The following is a 22408-nucleotide window of genomic DNA, read 5'->3' as shown; positions in this document are numbered from 1 at the left end:
GAGGATAGCGAATTAATAGAGTTGAAAATGTTACTATGAAGGGCATTTACAATGAAAGCTTATCTTCCCTAATGGTCATTAGTTAAATTGGATAGAGGAGGAAGTATAATGACACAACAGGGAAATACACAAAATTATAAAGGGGATAATAAACTCATATTAGGTATTGTGTTAGGCGTTGTTACGTTTTGGTTATTTGCACAATCTTTACTTAATGTGGTCCCAACGTTACAACAATCTTTTGATAGTAATATTGGAACAATTAGCATTGCAGTTAGTATTACAGCTTTGTTTTCAGGTATGTTTGTTGTAGGTGCGGGGAGTCTTGCTGATAAAGTGGGACGCGTAAGAATTACTTATATTGGTTTATGGCTCAGTATTATTGGGTCATTATTAATCATTATCAGTAATTTACCACTATTATTAATTGTCGGAAGGGTTATTCAAGGATTGTCTGCGGCTGCTATTATGCCATCAACATTAGCAATTATGAAAACTTATTTTGAAGGAAAAGAGAGACAACGTGGGTTAAGTTACTGGTCTATAGGATCTTGGGGAGGTTCAGGACTAGCATCATTATTTGGAGGTATGGTTGCTACTTTTGTGGGATGGCGCTGGATATATATTTTATCTATTATCATTGCATTATTAGCAATGTATTTAATCAAAGGAACACCCGAAACAAAATCAGAAAGCACACTGAAGCAACGTTTTGATTATAGTGGACTGATATTATTTGTGATTATGATGTTGAGTATTAACGTTGTTATAACGCAAAGTGGAACATTCGGTATCAAGTCGCCATTGATTTTAGGTCTTATTATTGTATTTATAGTAGCAACAATCATATTCTTAAAAATTGAAAACAGGGTGGGTAATCCATTAATTGATTTTAAATTATTTAATAATAAAGCATATACAGGTGCCACATTATCTAATTTCCTATTGAATGGTGTTGCAGGTGCACTTTTAGTTGCTAATACATTTGTACAACAAGGACTAGGATTTAATGCATTTCAAACAGGACTGTTATCCATTACTTACTTAATAACTGTGTTATTAATGATCCGTGTAGGTGAGAAAGTATTGCAAAAGGTGGGCGCTAAAAAGCCGATGCTATTAGGGACACTTTTTAATATGGTAGGTATTATGCTCATATCGCTGACATTCTTACCTAGTGTTATTTATGTAGTAGTTTGTATTATTGGTTATTTATTATATGGTTTAGGCTTAGGATTCTATGCGACACCGTCTACAGATATGGCAATTTCTAATTCTCCAGAAGATAAAGTGGGCGTTGCCTCAGGTATATATAAAATGGCATCATCACTTGGCGGTGCATTTGGTATTGCATTATCAGGCGCGCTTTTTGGTGTTATAGCAAGTGCAACAAATGTTCAAATTGGTGCATTCGCAGGTCTTTGGTTAAATGTCATTATGGCACTATTATCTTTAATCATTATCATGTTTATGGTGCCAGCTACTAAAACAAAAGCGAAGGGTTAAAATAAAACAATTATAAATGTTTTAACACATATAGAGAAACTAGAAAGTGTATCATGTTATTAAACAAAGGATTATTAGGAGGAATAATAATGGTTAAACAATTAATAGATATATTAAAAAACAAAGAGTCACGTATGATTGAAATACGTAGATATTTACATGAGCATCCAGAACTATCATTTCACGAAGAAGAAACACCTAAATATATTGAAGCATTTTATAAAGATAAAGACTGTGAAGTTGAGACAAATGTTGGACCAAATGGTTTGAAAGTAACGATTGATAGTGGAAAACCGGGTAAAACAATTGCAATTCGTGCAGATTTTGATGCTTTACCAATCGAAGAAGATACAGGTTTATCTTTTTCATCTAAAAATGATGGTGTCATGCATGCATGTGGTCATGATACGCATACAGCATATATGCTCATACTTGCAGAAACGTTAATTGAATTAAAATCACAATTCAAAGGGAAAGTAGTCATCATTCACCAACCAGCCGAAGAAGTACCACCTGGTGGTGCACAAGCAATGATTCAAGATGGTGTATTAAATGGCGTTGATCATGTATTAGGCGTACATGTTATGAGTCACATGCCAGCAGGTAATATTTATTATCGTGAAGGGTATGTTCAAACTGGTAGGGATTTCTTTAAATTGAAAGTGAATGGCCAAGGTGGACATGGTTCCTCACCACATACAGCCAATGATAGTATTGTTGCTGGCGCATATTTCGTCAATGCAGTTCAAACAATTGTTTCAAGAAGATTAAATCCATTTGAAACAGGTGTTGTTACTATCGGCTCATTTGATGGTAAAGGACAATTTAATGTTATTAAAGACAGTATCGAAATAGAAGGAGACGTTCGCGCACTGACAGATGACACGAAACATACGATTAAGAAAGAAATACAACGTTTAACAGAAGGTTTAGAAGCTACGTTTGGTGTAACATGTGAATTAGATTATCATGACGATTATCCAGCGTTGTACAATGATCCAGAGTTTACGCAATTTGTGGTCGACTCAATTCAAAGTGCTGATACGGATGCCGTTCAAAAAGTAGAAAGATGTGAAGCTCAGCCACCATCAGAAGATTTTGCGTATTATGCAAAAGCGCTGCCTAGTACGTTTATATATGCGGGTGCTGCTCCAGAAGATGGTAACATCTATCCACATCACCATCCTAAATTCAATATCAGTGAAAAAGCCTTACGTGTCTCAGCAGAGGCTGTAGGTGTTACAGTCATGAATTATTTAAAATAAAATATAAGCCCAATGATTGAAAAGCATTTGTACCTTATGAAGAATAGAGATATATGCTAGTATTCATTTTGATAAAGTTCATTTATTTTTATTGTAAACATAGAAACAGAATGAGATAGCTATATAAAGTAGCTTATCATCATTCTGTTTCTATTTGTATTGTATAAAATTAATCAAAAAACATATATGTTACCGTAAGTTTATGAAAGTACGATATAGTGTATATAAAGAGTGATAATAAAATGATAAAGGATGATTAAAATGAACGGTGACAAAAAAATAAGTGAACTGCTTGATAATTATAAAAAACCACTAAAAAAGCTTTTTAAATATGATAAATCAAATGCATGTGCTTTTGATAAAGAGAGCAGAAGCAAGGTTGAAGGTCAAAAAGGGATTTTTGTTATTTTTAATAATAAGCAACCTATCTTTGTAGGCCAAGCAGGCGCTTATATGACGGGTTATAAAATAACACAAAAAGATTTAAACGATAAATTAGGCCAATTTAATGTGAAATCAGACTCTGGTACTGCAAGATTCAGAAGAGTATTTGCCGAACAAAATAGCTTAGATGAAGCTGAAACAAAAGAAATTAAAGCTGAAAATTATGGATTAAAATTTCAATTTATTAAAGTTAAAGGCAATCCATCAATGATTAATATATTGGAAATATTAGCTTTAGAGTATGCTAAAGAAAACGATATTAACCTTTATAATTTCTTATAAAAACAGTTCATTTTAAGTTGGTTATAGAAAGAGGTGATCGTTATGAGTATAAGAGAACTCAGTCTATCTTTTCATCACCAAGAAATAAAAATTAAATTACCGAAGAATTATTTTAAGACAAACGGTAAGTCTTATCCTTTAGTTATAGTTCAAGATGGAGACTACTTATTTAAAGATGTAAAAAAAGACGTTATATTTGTTGGTATCGTGCCGAATAATCGAAAAAAAGATTATACACCCTGGAAAAGTGTTGTTGGTGATATTGAATATGGTGGTCAAGCGGATGCGTATATCACTTGGGTGGCTGATGCGGTAATACCGTATTTAAGAAAATGTTTCCGTATTTCTCAGGATAGAAAAGACATCGGTATTGCAGGTGCCTCATTCGGTGGGCTCGTATCGCTATATGCGTTGTTTAAACACGCAGATACGTTTGGGCATTATATATTAATTTCACCTTCAGTTTGGTACCCTGACTTTGTTAAGTTTATGAAATCCCAACCGATTATTATTTCAACACATCATATTTACTGGTATGTCGGCCAACTTGAAGGGAAACAAAGTAATCACTTAAACCAATATATGGTGCCACAAACAGAGGCAGCAGTAGATATTTTGAATGAACTGCTAGTATCACAGACATCCGTATTTTATTTTGATACAAATAGAAAAGGGCTGCACCGCCAATATTATTTTAAGAAATATTTTAATAGAGCAATCAATAAATTATTTTAAGTAGCGACAGATAAAAGAAATACGACTATTGTCAGAAAATTCGCAAAAAATAAGTGGATTCATCCTTTTTATGTTAAAAAATGCTAAAATTCAAAGTGTAAATCATTTTTAAATATACCGCTCTTAGCCATAATGTGTAAAATGACGTTTTGGGCAGTAAGTTGGATATATGATTTTAAAAATATTAAGCTGAATTTTCGTATTAGTTTAAACATAGGGGATGTTTTTTTATGACAGAAGGTACTACTAAAATTTCAGACAATAAGTTATTGGTAGGAATTGTCTTATCTATTTTAACTTATTGGCTATTTGCACAATCTTTTTAAAATATTGGACCTAAGATACAGGCAACTTTTGGAGCAAGAACAGATATTGTTAACATTTCAGTAAGTTTGACATCATTTGTTACTGGCGTCTTTATGGTTGTAGCAGGTAACATTTCAGATAGAATTGGGAAGGTTAAGATGACGCGTATTGCTCTAATTTTGAGTATTATTGGATCATTGATGCTTATTATTTCTGGTAATGTCACTTTGTTGCTCTTGGGAAGAATTGTACAAGGTTTTTCAGCAGCGATTATTATGCCAGCAACCATTTCTATCGTTAATGATTTCTTTGAAGGGGATGATAGACAAAAAGCATTAAGTTTTTGGTCTATAGGTGCATTTGGAGGGACCGGCCTATCATCATTCTTTGCAGGTGCAATGGCTACGTTTATATCGTGGCAATCCATCTTTGTACTCTCTATACTTTTGTCCTTGGTTGCATTGCTGTTGGTAAAAAACCTGCCAGAAAGCAAACAAGTCAAAGCACAATCTAACCATTTTGATTATATTGGTCTAACTATCTTTGTAATTATGATTGCTAGTATCAGTTTTGTAATTACACAAGGATATAAATTAGGATGGTTAAGTTCAGCAACGCTAATATTGAGTGCCGTATTTATTATCTGTATTTTTATTTCTTATAAAGTAGAAAAAGCAAAGCAATCACCGTTTATTGATTTAGAGTTATTTAAAAACAAACCTTTTATTGGTGCAGTCATTGCTAACTTTTTGTTGAATACTGGTGTAGGCGTTATTGCTTTATTTAATATATATGCACAAGGTGGCTTGAAATTCAGTGCTTTTCAAGCTGGTTTGTTAACGCTACCCTATTTAATTACATTATTACTTGTAGTTCGATTAGGAGAAAAAGTATCAAGCGCTTTGGTGCAAAACGCGCAATGGTTGTTGGACCTATTTTTACAGCGACAGGTATATTGTTATTTAGTTTAACTTTCTTTAATACTTCAATTTATGTAGTAGTCGCATTAATTGCTGCGGTTTTCTTTGGTGGAGGTACTGGCTTGTTTGCTACACCGGCTTTAAGCACCGCAGTTTCAACAACTCCTGCAGAAAAAGTTGGGGTAGCATCTGGTATTTTTAAAATGGGCTCAACGCTTGGTGGAGCCTTTGGTATAGCGATTATGACGCCCATATTTACTGGAGTTTCACAAAGCGGACAAACAGTTGATACAGCTGCTAGTATTGGGTTTGTAGTTGGAACATGTTTGGTTATAGGCGGCGTATGTGCAAGTGCACTGGTTATTCCAACGCGAAAAGTGAGACAAGGCGAAAAGGGGCAAGTGACAGAAGGATAATGAAAATAAAAAACCTGGTCGCTGCATAATTAGATGGTTTGGCCAGGTTTATCTTGGAATTGTGTTTTAACTTAGGAAATCCTTTAACAAGATTCATTATTGCTTTCGTTTAAAAGCAAGATGTAAATCATGTACGAAGGCAATTAATGGTCTTATAGTCATTTGAATACTACCAATAACAAATAATATCGTACCATTTGTTACAGTTGAACTATTAAAAAATAGAATACTACCAATTAGAAAAACTAAGCCGAGTACGACATCATTGAATTGGTAAAGTGCTTTGTAAATGGCTGTTATGCGGTCAGATGCTTGGATTTGATGGAAACTTAAATTTAAGTGTTTAGATGATTGTTTGAATTTAGACATGTACAGTCCTCCTTTAGTAAGTAATGAAAATATTATAATATATCATCTTACGAGTTTACACGAAATGATGAAAGCATTAAGATTATAACCAATAAATGAGTAAGGAAAAGAGGGGATACCATGCATTATAAAAGTAATTATCAATCGCCAATTGGTCAAATCGCACTCACTTCAGATGGGGAAAATATAACGGGTTTATGGCTACCTAATCATAAAGACTTTGAAACACAGTATAAAGATGAATTAATGACAGCTGATTTGCCAATTTTTGATAAAGCAAAACGTTGGTTGGATGCGTATTTCTCAGGAAATAATCCTAAAATAGATTTTCCTTTAAAAGCAACTGGAACATCATTTAAGGAACAAGTATGGCAAATACTTTTGGAAATACCACAGGGTGAAACATGGACCTATGGAGAAATTGCTCAAAAAATTGCTGAGAAAAGAGGTGAAGCTAAGATGTCATCTCAAGCTGTTGGTGGCGCAGTTGGTAGTAATCCGATTTCTATTATCATTCCTTGTCACAGAGTTGTAGGAAAAGATGGAAGCTTGACTGGTTATGGTGGTGGCATAGATACCAAAATAGAATTGTTAAAATTAGAGGGTCTAGACATGAATGTATTTTATAGACCCAAGCACAGTACGAAACCTTGATGCAGTCTAATGAACACCCACATGTATTGAGCTTTGCACTTTCTATTTACTGATTGTAAAGTTTTTCTAAATAGAGTTGATTAATTAGCTCAGTATGATATCGTGATAACCGTCTTTATTTAATTATTTAGGGATGGTGAGTGTTCTGTTAAAGGAAAAAAAGGGATTTTCAAGTGTATTTTTATATTCTACAGCAGTAATTGGCTTGCTAGTGATTGTGGGTGCAATTTTTCCACAACAATTCGGAACAGTTAGTGGCAATATATCAACATGGGTCTCTGAGACGTTTGGTTGGTACTATATGCTACTTTATACTGCTATATTAGGATTTTGTATTTTCTTATTATTCAGTCCAATAGGAAAGTTAAAGTTAGGAAAACCAAAAGATAAACCAGAATTTAAAACAGTTTCCTGGCTTGCTATGCTATTTAGTGCTGGTATGGGTATCGGTTTAGTATTTTACGGTGCTTCTGAGCCAATATCCCACTATATGGCACCGCCAACAGCAGATCCAGAAACAAAAGCGGCTATGGCTGAAGCTTTTAAGTCGTCATTTATTGACTATGGATTTCATCCATGGGCAGTATACGGTATTGTTGCCTTAGGTCTTGCTTATTCTCAGTTTCGTAAAGGTGAAAATGGTCTTATTTCAAGAACATTGAGACCTATATTAGGTGATAAAGTAGATGGGCCAATTGGTAACATCGTTGATATACTCGCTGTATTTGCAACAGTGATTGGTGTTGCTGTTTCTTTAGGTGTCGGTGCGATTCAAATTAATGGTGGCTTGCATTATTTATTTGGTGTACCAAGTAATTCAGTTGTACAAGGTATTATTATTGCAATCGTTACCGTATTGTTTTTATACAGCGCATGGAGTGGATTAAGTAAAGGCATACAGTACTTAAGTAATTTGAATATGGTTCTAGCAGCGATATTGTTAATTGTCATATTTGTCGTTGGTCCAACATTACTTATCCTCAACATGATGACGAGTGGTACAGGTGATTATTTAAACTCACTTGTATTTAATAGTTTAGACGTAGCGCCGTTGAACGAACAGAAAAGTAAGTGGCTTCAATCTTGGACTATTTATTATTGGGGTTGGTGGATGAGCTGGAGTCCGTTTGTTGGTACGTTCATTGCTAGAATCTCCAAAGGGAGAAGTATTAGAGAATTCATCATTGCAGTCTTGGGTGTTCCAGTTGTTATAAGTATTATTTGGTTTAGTGCTTTTGGTGCTACAGGTATTACAGTGGGCCAATCGCATTCAAGCATTTTAAAAATGCCACCAGAAACGCAACTGTTTGGCATCTTTAATGAATTGCCATTTGGATTTATATTATCAATTGTAGCATTAGCGTTGATAGCTTCTTTCTTTATTACCTCTGCCGACTCTGCGACATATGTACTGGGAATGCAAACTGCATATGGAACATTAAATCCTTCAGGTTTTATAAAAATTGTTTGGGGTTTGGCTTTAGCAGCTATTGCCTATGTATTATTGTTAGCAGGTGGAGATACTGGACTAAGCGCTTTACAATCAGCTGCCATTATTTCAGCACTTCCATTTAGTGTTGTTGTTTTTCTAATGATGGTTTCCTTCTATAAGGATGCTAATAGTGAGAGAAAAGCCTTGGGATTAACATTAAAAATAAATGAAAAACGAAGTGAAACATATACAAAATTGATTGAAGAAGAAAATAGAAAAAGATACGAATAACATTTGTTGTTATTACGGTTAAACCTATATCCGCCTCAAAGAATTCAAACAATTTTTGAGGTGGATTTGTTTATTGAATATAAAAAGCGCTTTTCATTACATCAGTGAAACTGAAGTATGAAAGCGCTCATTATTAATTAATAATTTTGAACTTGAATTTATAACGAACAACGGACATTTGATTAAAATGTATACAATAAATAAGACAATTTAAAGGATGTCGTTCGTAGGTGATAAGATTTAGTGATTTAAAATCTAATTTAAGGTATTATAATTACGGATATGATCATTAATACTTTCAAGGTAGAAGATAGTATTTTTTTCATTTTCTAACTCAGTTTCATGATCAAATTCTAAATTGTCGAAACGGTTAAAGAATGATTCATAAGTTTCGACTGAAATTTCTTCGCGGTTATTTAATAAATCTTTATGTCCTTGAATATCAAGTACATCTTGGTAGCCATCTACGATTTTACCACTGAAGAATTCGCCAACAGATCCTGAACCATAACTAAATAAGCCAATCGTATCGTTTGCAGATAAATCATGTGTTTCAAGTAAAGAAATCAAACTCAAGTAAAGTGAGCCAGTATAAATATTACCTACATAACGATTATAATAAGTGGCTGCATCGTAACCTGAAGTTAAACGTTCTTTTGTTTCAGCATCAATGTCATCTGTTAAAATAGAATCAAGTGCTTTTTTGCCCATTTTAGTAAATGGTACATGGAAACATAAAGATTTAAAATCAGCTAATGATTTGTTGTAGCGACGTGCATATTCTTGCCAACTTTCTTGGAATGAACGAATATAAGCATCTTTAGATAAAGCACCATCTACAAGTGGATAAGCTTGTCCACTTGGACGCCAAAAATCATAGACATCTTCTGTAAATGCAACGGCATCGTCATTTAGTTCAAGAATGCGTGGATTTTGTGAAATCATCATAGCTACTGCACCAGCACCTTGTGTTGGTTCGCCGCCAGAATGTAAACCATAACGCGCTGTATCACTAGCGATAACAAGCACTTTTTCATCTGGACGTTGTGCTAAATAATCTTTAGCTAATTGAATGGCAGGTGTAGCTGCATAGCAAGCTTCTTTCATTTCAATACAACGAGCAAATGGTTGAATGCCTAGCAAGTTATGTATTTGTACTGCAGATGCTTTAGCTGAATCAATGGCAGATTCAGTTGCAACAATAACCATACTAATTTGTTTTTTATCTTCATCTGTAACAATCGCTTTGGCAGCATTTGCACCCATTGAAACGATGTCTTGGCTCATTGGACTTACTGACATTTCAGTTTGGCCAATACCTAATAAATATTTGTTTGGGTCTACTTGACGGGATTCGGCAAGCTTAGCCATGTCTACATAAAATCTTGGAACATAAAAATTAATTTGATCAATACCAACTGTCATAAAGCGTATCGACACCTTTCTATATATAAATAAGCAATTGTATCATACCAAATCGTGACAATAAAATACAATGATTTGAAAAAGAGATATAAAGGAGAATGAACATGAATAAAATCGCAATTGTAAGTGCTAAGCGTACACCGATAGGGAGATTTAAAGGAAAGTTAAGTCATTATTCAGCAGTAGAACTTGGCACTAAAACATTGGAAGCTGCTATAAAAGCTATAAATTTAGATTCACAAAATATTGAGCAAGTCATATATGGTAATGTACTACAAGCTGGCAATGGACAAAATCCAGCACGTCAAATCGCTATTAATGCTGGCGTGCCTAATACAACACCAGCTATGACAATAAATGAAGTCTGTGGTTCAGGATTGAAATCCATTATTTTAGGAAAACAATTAATACAATTAGGTGAAGCCAAAGTCGTAGCAGTTGGCGGTGTTGAAAGTATGACGAATGCGCCTCAACTCATTTTAAATGACAGTGAAACACCTGTTGATAGCTTTATGCATGATGGTCTTACTGATGCCTTTATGAATGTACCTATGGGTATTACAGCGGAAAAAATTGCTGAAAAATATGATGTGACACGTGAAGCGCAAGATGCATTTGCTAATGAATCACAACTGAAAGCACATCAAGCCACACAAGCTAAGAAATTTGAAAATGAAATTGTACCTTTAGAAGATGTAAACGGAGAGTGGATGACGACAGATGAAGGTATTCGTGGCAATAGTAGTGTTGAAAAATTAAGTACACTAAAAACAATCTTTAAAGAAGACGGTACTGTGACAGGTGGCAATGCTTCAAGCATTAATGATGGGGCATCAACAATTATCTTGATGGATGAAGTTTATGCCAAAGAAAATGGTTTTGAAATATTAGCATTTGTTGGAGCACATGCAGAAATAGGCTGTGATCCAGAGTTAATGGGTTATGCACCATATCATGCAGTTACAAAATTATTAAACCAAGCTGATAAAGCGATAGAAGACTTTGATGTGGTTGAAATGACAGAAGCTTTTGCGGCGCAGAGTATACCAGTAAGTAAAAATCTAGGTATAGCTGAAGAACAACTCAATTTATATGGTGGAGCGATTGCCTTGGGACACCCTATAGGTGCAAGTGGTACGCGTTTAGTTACAACACTTGTAAATATTTTAACACAAGAAGATAAACAAACAGGCATTGCTACTGCTTGTATTGGTGGCGGTTTAGGTATCGCTATTGCTATAGAAAGAGAGGTTTAATAATGGAAGCATTAGACAAATCATTTCGTCATTTATCAATTGAAGACAAGTTAAACACGTTAGTTCAAAAAGGTTGGTTAAATGAGGAAAATAAAAATACTTTGTTAAATAATCCTTTAATCCCTGAAGAAATTGCGAATAGTTTAATTGAAAATGTCATTGGGCAAGGAACATTACCTGTCGGTTTATTGCCAGAAATTATAGTAGATGATAAATCTTACGTGGTACCGATGATGGTTGAAGAACCATCTGTAGTAGCAGCGGCAAGTTACGGTGCAAAACTTGTCAATCAGACAGGTGGATTTAAAGTTATTTCTAGTGAACGTCTAATGATTGGTCAAATCGTTTTTGATGGAGTATCCGATACTGAGATACTATCACAACAGATATATAATCTCGAAACGCAAATTAAACAAATTGCGGATGAAGTGTATCCTTCTATTATAGAAAGAGGTGGCGGCTATCGTAAAATAGATATTGATACTTTTCCAAATGAAGGGTTATTATCATTAAAAGTATCCGTAGATACCAAAGATGCAATGGGTGCGAATATGTTAAATACCATATTAGAAGGTATAACAGCGTATCTTAAAAATGAATTAAAAGATGTTGATATATTAATGAGTATCTTGTCGAATCATGCCACAGCTTCTGTAGTAAAGGTACAAGGTGAAATTACAGTTGATGCGTTATCTAAAGGTGATCGAGATGGCGAAGCAGTTGCTAAGCGAATGGAACGGGCTTCTGTATTAGCTCAAGTTGATATCCATCGTGCAGCTACACATAATAAAGGTGTCATGAATGGCATACATGCAGTTGTACTCGCAACAGGCAATGATACTAGAGGTGCAGAAGCTACAGCGCATGCTTATGCAAGTAAAGATGGTCAATATCGTGGTTTAGCAACATGGAAATATGATGAAGAAAGACAAACTTTAGTGGGAACAATTGAAGTACCAATGACACTTGCAACGGTAGGTGGAGGCACGAAAGTGTTACCTATTGCAAAAGCATCTCTGGATTTAATGAAAGTAGATTCTGCGCAAGAACTTGGTCATGTTGTTGCGGCAGTTGGTTTAGCACAAAACTTTGCAGCTTGTCGTGCGCTTGTATCTGAGGGTATTCAACAAGGACATATGAGCTTACAATATAAATCTTTAGCAATCGTTGTTGGTGCGCAAGGTGAGGAAATAGCACAAATTGCGGATATGTTAAAAACACAACCAAGAGCGAATACAGCTGTTGCCCAACAATTATTAGACGAATTAAGATTACAAAAACAATAAGTACAATACGAATGATTATAATAGAGTCATTTATTAATTATTTAACCCCTTTTAATTTCTCATTAAAAGGGGTTTTTATTATAAGCGTTAGATATATACGCACGATTCAGGAAATGAAATTATTTTATTTTATGAAAGGCTTTGGATATAATTAAGAAGATGAGTAATTAAAAAAGGGGTGGAGCTTTATGGATTCAAATGAATTGCCAGTACTAGCTTATAAAGATGGAGAAAATAGTGTCGCACCAATACCTGCACATGAGCAACAATTACCTACAGTCACTGCCGAACCTTGGCTAGAAATATCTAAACAAGGATTACAGTTAGAAGGATTATGCTTTGATAGACAAGGTAACTTATTACTTTGTGAAGTGTTTGGTGGTACGATTTTTCATGTGAATTTATCAGATAAAAAAGTCACTGAACTATTTAAATCGCATAAACAAAACCCAGCAGCCGTCAAAATTCATAAAGATGGCAGACTATTTGTCTGCTATTTAGGGGATTTTGAGAGCACTGGAGGAATCTTCATGGTAGATGCTGACGGTAATGACGCGCAAGATATCGTTTCAGATATTGGAACTGAATACTGTATTGATGATCTTGTCTTTGATAGTAAAGGTGGGTTTTATTTTACTGATTTCCGTGGTTATTCTACTAATCTCAAAGGTGGCGTTTATTATGTATCGCCAGATTTTAAATCAATTACACCAGTCATACAAAATCTTGCAGTTGCTAACGGTGTAGCTTTAAGCACAGATGAAAAAACATTGTGGGTAACAGAAACGAATGCCAATCGTTTACACCGTATCGATTTATTAGAGGATGGGGTGACAATTGCGCCATTTGGTGCTTCCATTCCATATTATTTTACAGGTCATGAGGGTCCAGACTCGTGCTGTATTGATAGCGATGATAATTTGTATGTTGCCATGTATGGTCAAGGAAAAGTTCTCGTTTTTAATAAAAAAGGTTCGCCTATTGGTCAGATATTAATGCCAGGGCGCGATCAAGGTCACATGTTAAGATCGACACATCCAGCGTTTATACCAGGTACAGACCAACTTATCATTTGTGCAAATGACATCGAAAATGATGGGGGATCATGGATATACACTGTTAAAGCATTTGCTAAAGGTCATCAAAGTTATCAATTTCATTAATATATAAAATAAGCGTCCGAGACATGAATAGATGTCTCGGACGCTTATTCTTATTTGGCAGCAGATGACTGAAAACATTGAGCCACCACTTTTTTAGGTATGCGTTTTGGCTTGAATTAAACAGCAAGACGTCATCTATGGCGTACTTGTAACAGTTATATAAAACGCTGGCTAATCTAGAAAGATTTCTATGGCAATTATGATTTGCATCTATTTAGTCTAAATAGAAACTAATAAATGTAATTGTACTTCGCTGCAGAGGATTTGCTTAACACTCTTGTTCCATAGGCTAAAGGTCGATTGTAATTATATTCAGAGACTTTAATACTACCATTATTATAAACGGTTTCTACATATGCTACATGACCGTATGTGCCACTAGTAGATTGCATGACAGCACGTTTTGCTGGTTTTTTTCCTAAACGATATCCGGCTTTTTTAGCTTTACTGTACCAGTACTTTGCATTACCCCAACCATTTGGTACAGCTTTACCGACACTCGCACGTTTTTTAAATACATACCAAGTACATTGGTTTTTATAGTAATAGTTAACAGCAGCATTTGTAGTTTGTGATTCATTAATCGCTTGAAAAGTGACTGTCCCTGTCATTAATAGCGTAGTTGCAATAAATACATTTACTAATTTCTTTTTAATATTCATACATATCTCCAGTCATTTTTAAAATTGTATTTTTATAATAAGGTTGAGAAATAAAAAGTACAATAATATAAACAATTATTACAAATAACTTTAACAAGGAAGAAATATATGCCACACAATTGTAATATGACATCTGAATAAGTGCATATTTAAAAGTCAATATCACAAATCAATATCATTAATTGTCCAACTATCATTAAAAAAATAAAAATTAATTATATAATTAAATAATAAGTAAAGTGTTGTAAGCGTTTCCGTTTTCGAGTATGATTTTATTAACAAAGGAGGTGGCTATTATTTTTAGTAGAAAAACGAACAATAATAGCAGTAGACGCAAAGCGAAAAAGACTTTAGGTTTCAGTGCAGCGCTATTTACTTTAATTACCATGATTGTAGCAATGCTTATAACAGTGGCTGTGCTTGAAAAAGAACCACACATCCCATTATTAATTGGTACAGCAGTGGCTATTTTAGTTACCTTAATACATGGTTATGAATTCAGTGAAGTAGAAGAAATGATGTATAAGGGCATACGACATGCTTTACCAGCGATTGTCATCATTATATTAGTTGGTTTAGTAATCGGCTCATGGATTGGTAGTGGTGTGGTTGCGACTATGATTTATTATGGGTTGCAATTGATAGATCCAAGATATTTCTTGGTTGTAGTTATTATTTTGTGCGGTATTGTTGCGTTAGCGATTGGCAGTAGTTGGTCAACGATGGCAACGGTGGGAGTAGCATCAATGGGCATTGGAATCAGTATGGGGATTTCAGCTGGTATGGTTGCTGGTGCGGTCATTTGTGGTGCATATTTTGGTGATAAAATGAGCCCGCTTTTTGATACCACGAACTTGGCTTCTGGCTTAACAGGCGTTGATTTATTTGAGCACATTAAACATATGTTCTATACAACGATTCCAGCTTTAATCATTTCACTGGTTGCATTCTTTATTATTGGTCACCGTTTTGGGACGAAAAACTTTGATGCAAAAAACATTAATGCCATTCTAGAAACCATGCAAAATCACTTTTTAATTACGCCATGGTTATTATTAATTCCTTTAATCGTCATAGCTCTAGTTGTATTAAAAGTACCGGCGATTCCAGCCATCTGTATGGGGATTGTTCTTGGATTTTTTGCACAAATCTTTGTACAAGGTGGTACGATTACAGAAGCATTAACCGCGCTACAAACAGGGTATACGATTGATTCAGGTAATAAACTTGTAGATGAATTATTCAACCGTGGTGGATTAGAATCTATGTTCTACACAATTTCTTTAACATTAGTAGCGATGACATTTGGTGGCGTATTAGAGTACTCAGGTATGCTAAAGGCTTTAATCACTCAGATACTTAAAATTGCAAAGTCTACAGGTACATTAATAGCATCGGTCATCGTATCATGTATCGGCACAAATATTACTTGTTCAGAGCAATACATATCAATCATCGTACCTTCTCGCATGTATATTAATGCCTTTAAGGAGAAGGAATTGCATCCTAAAAACCTTTCGAGAGCACTGGAAGATGGCGGTACATTAAGTTCTGTATTTGTACCTTGGAATACATGCGGCGTATTTATTGCATCTACCTTAGGTGTTTCAGTAATAGAATATGCACCCTATGCGATATTGAATTATACAGTCCCTATCATCTCAATAATATTTGGTTATATTGGATTTAAAATTGTTAAACTTAGCAATCAAGATAATGAAATAACTAATCAACCAAATAAATTAACACAAACAAATGATGCGAATAATGCTTAAAACTGAAACGAATTTAATAAATAAAAGAAAATAATTTTATTTTGTACGTGTTATGATAGTTTATAAAATGTATTGAATATATGTTCTGTATTCATTTTTTTAGTTGAAATGTCTAAAGTGGGATGTAAGCCTAATAGTAACTTAGGTTTCAGTCCTACGATATTATTGAATTATTGAAATTTCAACGTATACTGAATAATATTAAATAAATATATGCAAAGGAGTGAATACATGGACATTAAACATATGAAATATTTTGTTGAAGTTGTTGACCACAAAGGTATGACGAATGCTTCAAAACATTTATTTATCGCTCAACCGACAATAAGTAAAGCGATTAAAGATTTAGAACAAGAATTAGATATGACATTGTTTGATCGCAGTAAGCGACAACTTGTCTTAACCGATGCGGGTTCGATTTTTTATAAAAAATGTAAGGAAATCTTAACGTTATATAATGATGTGCCGAAAGAAATCAATAGCCTTTTAGGATTGGAAACCGGGCATATCAGTATAGGATTGTCTGCTGTGATGAACATGAACCAATTTATTAATATTTTAGGTGAATTTCATCAAAAATATCCTAATGTTACCTATAGTCTTGTCGAAAATGGCGGGAAAATGATAGAAACACAATTAATTAATGATGAAATCGATATAGGCATCACAACATTACCGGTTGATCAGTCCATTTTTCATTCTGTGACGTTATATCAAGAAGATTTAAAATTAGTATTAAATAAAGAACATCATTTAGCGAATGAAGCGCATGTTGATATGAGTATGTTAAAAGATGAAGACTTCATTTTATTTAATGAAGATTTTTATTTGAACGACAAAATTATTGAAGCGGCGAAAAATGCCGGATTTATTCCTAATACGATTTCTAAAATTTCACAGTGGAATTTTATCGAAAACTTATTGAACGCCCATTTAGGAGTCAGCATATTACCCGAAAATATTGTACATTTATTAGATAGTAGTTTTAGTAACAAAACATTAGAAGATCCAAGTATGCGTTGGGAATTAGGTGTGATTTGGAAAAAAGATAAGTACCTAAGTCATGCAACGAAACAGTGGATTGATTTTATGAAAGAAAGATTATAAAGATAAACATGTATACACTTAATAAAAGCCGAAAAGAAATCTTACATTAAATAAGATTTCTTTTCGGTTTTTATGCGTAATTCATTAGAATAAGAGGATTTATTATCTGAAATGATTAATCAAACCGCTTTCATTCATAATCATAATAGGTCATATAAAAATTCAATATTTTTATTATAAGAATAATCATTCTATACTAGTAATTGTAATCAGGAAAGCAAGTAGAAAAAAATGCAATTAAGGAATGATACTATTGCAACAATTTAAAAAGATAATAACAGTGTTGATTCAAGTATTAGTGATTATGGGGATTACTTATTTAGGTAATGTAATTCAACGTTATATGCATATACCCATTGCAGGCAGTATCGTAGGATTATTATTATTTTTCTTATTATTACAATTTAAAGTAATTCCAGCAAAATGGGTAAATGAAGGGTCAAATTTTTTCCTAACGACAATGGTATTTTTCTTTGTACCTTCAGTAGTAGGAATCATGGATGTTGTACCAATGATTAATTTGAATTTCATTTTATTCTTCTCAATGATTCTTCTTGGTACATGTTGCGTAGCTTTAATTTCAGGCTTTATAGCTGAAAAAATGGTTAAAAATAAACAAGACGGGAATGGAGTTAATTAGATGTTGATTTTAGAAGCGATAATAATGATTATTTTAACAATAGCAATGTATATTGGCGCGAAAAAGCTACAACAAAAATTTCAAACTCCATTTTTGAATCCTGCACTTATAGCATCTATTGGTATTATTATTGTTCTATTATTATTTAGACTAGATTACAAGACTTACATGCTCGGTGGAAAATGGATTAATTATTTATTGAATTGTACGGTGGTTTGTTTAGCTTTCCCACTTTATCAAAACCGTCATAAAATTTTAAAGTATGCGCGTGTTATTTTTAGTAGTGTATTGATGGCGGTCATGTTAAATTTTGTATTTGTATTTAGTATATTAAAATTATTTGGCTATTCTAAAGAAACTATTGTAACGATGTTACCAAGATCAATGACGGCTGCAGTAGGTATTGAAGTGTCACATCAACTAGGTGGCATTGATACAATTACGGTTATGTTTATTATAACGACAGGTTTGATTGGTAGCATTTTAGGCGCTTATTTATTAAGATTAGGAAGATTTAGATCTTCAATTGCTAAAGGAATGACTTATGGTAACGCATCACATGCCTTTGGTACTGCTCAAGCACTTGATATTGATTCAGAAACTGGTGCTTATAGTTCAATTGGTATGATTTTAACAGCAGTTCTAAGTTCAATTGTTTTACCTATACTCATACTATTTTTATACTAAATAGGTATGCGTTATAATCAATTTGTACATTTAAGTAATGATGTGGTATCAGTGAGCTGGAGTTAAATGAAATTAATGTAAATATTTTAAAGAACTACTCCTTTATTTAAAAAAAGATATTAGAAAATCAGCTTACTGTTCCACATCTATCTTAAAATTAGCTTTAAAAATTCGATTGAAGTCGATTTAAAAAATGAAGGGAGTTTTTAATAATGGGCAAGATTAAAGCAAATGAAGCATTAGTAAAAGCATTACAAGCATGGGATATTGATCATATTTATGGTATTCCAGGTGACTCAATAGATGCAGTAGTTGATAGATTAAGAACGGAAAGAGATAATATTGAGTTTGTACATGTGCGTCATGAAGAAGTCGGAAGTTTAGCTGCTGCAAGTTATACTAAACTAACAGGTAAAATTGGTGTCGCATTAAGTATTGGTGGTCCAGGTGTTGTACATTTACTTAATGGTATGTATGACGCCAAAATGGATAACGTACCGCAACTTATTTTAGCAGGACAAACAGATAGTACTGCTTTAGGTACAAAAGCTTTCCAAGAAACTGATATTAGTAACATGGTTGATGATGTTGCTGTATATAAACATCAAATTTCTGAAAATGATAAAGACGTATTTGGTATCGTGAATGAAGCGATTCGCACAGCTTATGAGAAAAAAGGTGTTGCGGTGTTAATTCTTCCAAACAACTTATTAAATAATAAAGTTAAAGATACTACAAGCAAAGGTGTAGATACTGCACCTCCAGCAAGAGTTGCGCCAAAACCTCGTAGTGTTAAAAAAGCAACTAAATTAATAAATAAAAGTAAACGTCCAGTGATGTTACTTGGTACAGGTGCGAAACACGCTAAAGATGAAGTACGTGAATTTATCGAAGCATTTAAAATCCCAACAATTGTTACGTTACCTGCGAAAGGGATTCTTGCAGATGACCACCCTTATAACTTAGGTAATTTAGGTAAGATTGGTACGAAAGTATCTTATCAAACAATTCAAGATGCAGACTTATTGATTATGGTAGGTACGAACTACCCTTATGTAGATTATTTACCTAAGAAAAATATTAAAGCAATTCAAGTCGATACAAATCCTGAAAATATTGGACACCGTTTCGATGTAAATGCTGGTATCATTGGTGATAGTAAATTAGCGTTACAACAACTAACTGATTCAGCAAAACACGTTAAAAATCGTGATTTCTTAAATAAAACACTTGAAAGAAAAGCGACTTGGGATTCATGGATGGCAAAAGATATGGCAGACAGCAGTTCGCCTATCCGCCCTGAACGTCTCATGGATGCTATCAATCAAGTTAGAACAGATGATGCCATCTTCTCTATTGATGTTGGTACTTCAACTGTTTGGTCTACGCGTTATTTAAACTTAACTGTAAATAACAAATTTATCGTTTCAAGTTGGTTAGGTACAATGGGTTGTGCATTACCTGGTGCTATTGCAGCAAAACGCGCTTACCCAAATCGCCAAGTTGTCGGTATTGCTGGTGACGGTGCTTTCGAAATGGTTATGCAAGATTTTGCAACTGCCGTTCAATATGATTTACCAATGACAATTTTTGTATTAAATAACCAAGAATTATCATTCATTAAATATGAACAACAAGCAGCGGGCGAATTAGAATATGCAATTAATTTCACAGATATGGATTTAGCAAAATTTGCTGAAAGCTGTGGCGGTGTTGGTTATACATTGAAAGATCCAAATAGAATTGACGAAGTAGTGGAAGAAGCAATGTCTCAAGATAAACCAACAATAGTAAATGTTTATGTTGATCCAAATGCTGCACCATTACCTGGTAAAATTGTTAAAGATGAAGCAATTAATTATGGTAAATGGGCATACAGATCTATTACAGAAGATAAAAAACTAGATTTAGATGAAATCCCTCCAATGTCAACTGCCGTTAAACGTTTCTTCTAATAGTTAAAACGGAACGTAGCAACGTGTTTATTTGACTAAAATAATATTTAAAAATGGATAACTAGGTTGCTATAATTTAATAATTTAGTTATTGATTTTCTATTAGAATAGCAGGCCAAGATGTTTAATAATATCTCGGCCTGCTATTTGTATTTTGTTTTCGTTTTTTGTCGCTTTAGTATTGATTAAAATTAGGACTATGGGATAATAGAGTAAGCGCAATATTCTGATAATTATATATGTAAATGGCATAATATAAAAATAAGACTTATACAAATTTTAAATAAATGAACATTTTAAAGCGTACTTATAGTTGGGAGAGGAAGTTAAAATATGGGGAAACATAGCTTTAGGCATTTACGTATAAAAACACCACATACATATGCACTGTTACTCATGATCATCATTATTTCTAGCATATTAACATATTTAATTCCTGCTGGAGAATATGCCAGGGAGAAAAAAGATGGGCAGACGCTTGTCGTTCCAGATTCGTATGAACAAGTACAACAGCACGGTGTTTCATTTTTCGATATTTTTCGTGCAATTCCAGAAGGATTGATGAGTGGTGGCGAAATTGTATTTTATATCTTTCTTGTAGGTGGCGCGTTTGGCATTGTACATAAAACGGGTGCATTTGAAAATGGTGTAAATAAAGCAATGCAATCATTAGGAAAATATAAAGTGCTGATGATTCCATTGACGATGACGATTTTTTCAATCTTAGGTTTTTCAATTGGTTTAGCAGAAGAAACAATTATTTTTGTACCTATTGGGATCATCATTGCACGTACTTTAGGTTATGATGCGCTTACTGGTGCTGCTATGGTTATATTAGGCGCAGCGAGTGGTTTTATGGGTGGTATGTTAAATCCGTTTACTGTAGGTGTTGCTCAAACAGTAGCAGAATTACCGATGTTTTCAGGATGGGGTCTACGTTCCATCATCTATATTTTCATTTTAATTGCCGCTATCACTACAGTGATGTTATATGCGCGTAAAGTTAAGCATGATAAAACAAAAAGTTATGTTTATGAATTAGAACAATCTGAAGGACATACGGTTACGTCCATGCATATAGCTCGCTTTACCAAAAGACAAGCATGTGGTTTAGGTTTAATCGTTCTAGCAATTATCTTAAATGTATACGGTATTTTTTCATATGGTTGGTCATTCAATGAAATGAGTGCGAATTTTATATTGGCAGGTTTACTTGCTGGATTTATTGGTGGACTTGGTTTAAATGGTACATTTGATGCAATGATTGATGGTATGAAAGATATTTTGTTTGGGGCAATGATTGTAGGATTTGCTAAGGGGATTATTGTTATTTTGGAAAACGGACAAGTCATAGACAGTATTGTCTATGGTATGACGACATTATTAAATGGTGTTCCATCAGCATTAGTCATCATCGGAATGTTCATTTTACAATTCATGTTAAATTTCTTTATTCCATCTGGATCGGGACAAGCGTTGACGACCATGCCGCTTATGGTACCGATATCGGATTTATTAGATATTAATCGTCAAATCACTGTATTAGCATTTCAATATGGTGATGCAATAAGTAATGTATTATTTCCTACGTCGGCTATTTTAATGGGCGCTTTAGCGGTCGGTAAAATCACGTATACACAATGGTTGAAGTTTGCTTGGAAGATTATTTTAACTTGGGTACTTATCTGTTGTATTGGTATGTCGATTGCATTAATTGTAGGTTACTAATCACAAGGGTATTTAGATTGAGATCAAAAAAACAAAATAAATTTGCAATTAGTTATTGTATCTTTAATGAAAGCGTTATATAATATAAAAAAATAATCGTCAAA

At 33.8% G+C, this 22408-nt stretch carries 18 protein-coding genes and 1 pseudogene; 16 read left to right on the top strand and 3 right to left on the bottom strand.

The genetic code is table 11. The features are described from left to right. Positions 1 to 108: 108 nt before the first annotated feature. The 5 genes and pseudogenes from ACM595_RS07975 to ACM595_RS07955 all read left to right on the top strand — a co-directional run bounded on the left by ACM595_RS07975 (position 109) and on the right by ACM595_RS07955 (position 5874). Positions 109 to 1506 (top strand): MFS transporter, encoded by a 1398-nt coding sequence (locus ACM595_RS07975; RefSeq protein ID WP_419744255.1) that lies wholly within the window; start codon positions 109 to 111, stop codon positions 1504 to 1506. Positions 1507 to 1595: 89 nt separating this feature from the next. Then, entirely contained in the window at positions 1596 to 2771 is a 1176-nt protein-coding gene (locus tag ACM595_RS07970) for a M20 family metallopeptidase (RefSeq protein ID WP_419744254.1), read from the top strand. Between the two features lie 261 nt (positions 2772 to 3032). Further along, positions 3033 to 3497 (top strand): hypothetical protein, encoded by a 465-nt coding sequence (locus ACM595_RS07965; protein ID WP_037537604.1) that lies wholly within the window; start codon positions 3033 to 3035, stop codon positions 3495 to 3497. Positions 3498 to 3539: 42 nt separating this feature from the next. Continuing rightward, positions 3540 to 4232, top strand: coding sequence for an alpha/beta hydrolase (locus ACM595_RS07960; protein ID WP_115343703.1), 693 nt, complete (start codon positions 3540 to 3542; stop codon positions 4230 to 4232). Between the two features lie 230 nt (positions 4233 to 4462). After that, positions 4463 to 5874 (top strand): annotated as a pseudogene (locus ACM595_RS07955) (MFS transporter). A 96-nt stretch (positions 5875 to 5970) separates the two neighbouring features. On the opposite strand, the gene ACM595_RS07950 reads toward ACM595_RS07955, so the two are convergent. Then, positions 5971 to 6243 carry a YrhK family protein gene (locus ACM595_RS07950; RefSeq protein ID WP_002482277.1) on the bottom strand — a complete coding sequence of 91 codons (273 nt, stop codon included), beginning with the start codon at positions 6241 to 6243 and terminating at the stop codon, positions 5971 to 5973. 120 nt (positions 6244 to 6363) lie between these two features. On the opposite strand from ACM595_RS07950, the gene ACM595_RS07945 reads away from it, so the two are divergent. Together ACM595_RS07945 and ACM595_RS07940 are read left to right on the top strand one after the other, a co-directional pair. Then, the gene (locus ACM595_RS07945; RefSeq protein ID WP_369080417.1) at positions 6364 to 6897 is read left to right on the top strand and encodes a methylated-DNA--[protein]-cysteine S-methyltransferase; all 534 of its coding nucleotides are present in this window, start codon (positions 6364 to 6366) and stop codon (positions 6895 to 6897) included. Positions 6898 to 7030: 133 nt separating this feature from the next. Beyond that, the gene (locus ACM595_RS07940) at positions 7031 to 8620 is read left to right on the top strand and encodes a BCCT family transporter (RefSeq protein WP_174543799.1); all 1590 of its coding nucleotides are present in this window, start codon (positions 7031 to 7033) and stop codon (positions 8618 to 8620) included. Between the two features lie 255 nt (positions 8621 to 8875). Here the strand turns inward: ACM595_RS07940 and ACM595_RS07935 are convergent, their stop codons facing one another. After that, entirely contained in the window at positions 8876 to 10045 is a 1170-nt protein-coding gene (locus ACM595_RS07935) for a hydroxymethylglutaryl-CoA synthase (protein ID WP_041079364.1), read from the bottom strand. A 104-nt stretch (positions 10046 to 10149) separates the two neighbouring features. Between ACM595_RS07935 and ACM595_RS07930 the strand changes: the two genes are divergently transcribed. From ACM595_RS07930 to ACM595_RS07920, 3 genes are all read left to right on the top strand, one after another. After that, positions 10150 to 11301: a thiolase family protein gene (locus ACM595_RS07930; RefSeq protein WP_069821609.1), complete on the top strand. Its 1152-nt coding sequence runs from the start codon at positions 10150 to 10152 to the stop codon at positions 11299 to 11301. A 2-nt stretch (positions 11302 to 11303) separates the two neighbouring features. Next, complete coding sequence (locus ACM595_RS07925) at positions 11304 to 12587, top strand: hydroxymethylglutaryl-CoA reductase, degradative (RefSeq protein WP_069821608.1); 1284 nt, start codon at positions 11304 to 11306, stop codon at positions 12585 to 12587. Positions 12588 to 12775: 188 nt separating this feature from the next. Beyond that, complete coding sequence (locus ACM595_RS07920; RefSeq protein WP_002482283.1) at positions 12776 to 13750, top strand: SMP-30/gluconolactonase/LRE family protein; 975 nt, start codon at positions 12776 to 12778, stop codon at positions 13748 to 13750. Between the two features lie 230 nt (positions 13751 to 13980). Here the strand turns inward: ACM595_RS07920 and ACM595_RS07915 are convergent, their stop codons facing one another. Beyond that, positions 13981 to 14412: a CHAP domain-containing protein gene (locus ACM595_RS07915; RefSeq protein WP_115343705.1), complete on the bottom strand. Its 432-nt coding sequence runs from the start codon at positions 14410 to 14412 to the stop codon at positions 13981 to 13983. 386 nt (positions 14413 to 14798) lie between these two features. On the opposite strand from ACM595_RS07915, the gene nhaC reads away from it, so the two are divergent. The 6 genes from nhaC (at position 14799) to ACM595_RS07885 (ending at position 22304) form a co-directional block, all read left to right on the top strand. After that, the gene (gene nhaC, locus ACM595_RS07910; protein WP_419744490.1) at positions 14799 to 16187 is read left to right on the top strand and encodes a Na+/H+ antiporter NhaC; all 1389 of its coding nucleotides are present in this window, start codon (positions 14799 to 14801) and stop codon (positions 16185 to 16187) included. A 231-nt stretch (positions 16188 to 16418) separates the two neighbouring features. Next, complete coding sequence (cidR, locus tag ACM595_RS07905; RefSeq protein ID WP_419744253.1) at positions 16419 to 17294, top strand: cidABC operon transcriptional activator CidR; 876 nt, start codon at positions 16419 to 16421, stop codon at positions 17292 to 17294. 244 nt (positions 17295 to 17538) lie between these two features. Further along, positions 17539 to 17934 (top strand): CidA/LrgA family protein, encoded by a 396-nt coding sequence (locus tag ACM595_RS07900; protein ID WP_309500803.1) that lies wholly within the window; start codon positions 17539 to 17541, stop codon positions 17932 to 17934. Beyond that, positions 17935 to 18621: an LrgB family protein gene (locus ACM595_RS07895; protein WP_069826135.1), complete on the top strand. Its 687-nt coding sequence runs from the start codon at positions 17935 to 17937 to the stop codon at positions 18619 to 18621. Between the two features lie 212 nt (positions 18622 to 18833). After that, a complete protein-coding gene (locus ACM595_RS07890) occupies positions 18834 to 20576 on the top strand; it encodes a pyruvate oxidase (protein WP_002482289.1) in 1743 nt (580 codons plus the stop codon). Positions 20577 to 20909: 333 nt separating this feature from the next. Next, entirely contained in the window at positions 20910 to 22304 is a 1395-nt protein-coding gene (locus ACM595_RS07885; RefSeq protein ID WP_069826136.1) for a YfcC family protein, read from the top strand. The last annotated feature ends 104 nt before the right edge of the window (positions 22305 to 22408 follow it).

Source organism: Staphylococcus sp. LKG3-1, from assembly GCF_048568385.1.
Taxonomy (GTDB): Bacteria; Bacillota; Bacilli; order Staphylococcales; family Staphylococcaceae; genus Staphylococcus; species Staphylococcus saprophyticus.
Note: the sequence above shows the minus strand (reverse complement) of the source record. Positions and strands in the feature narration are given on the sequence as shown.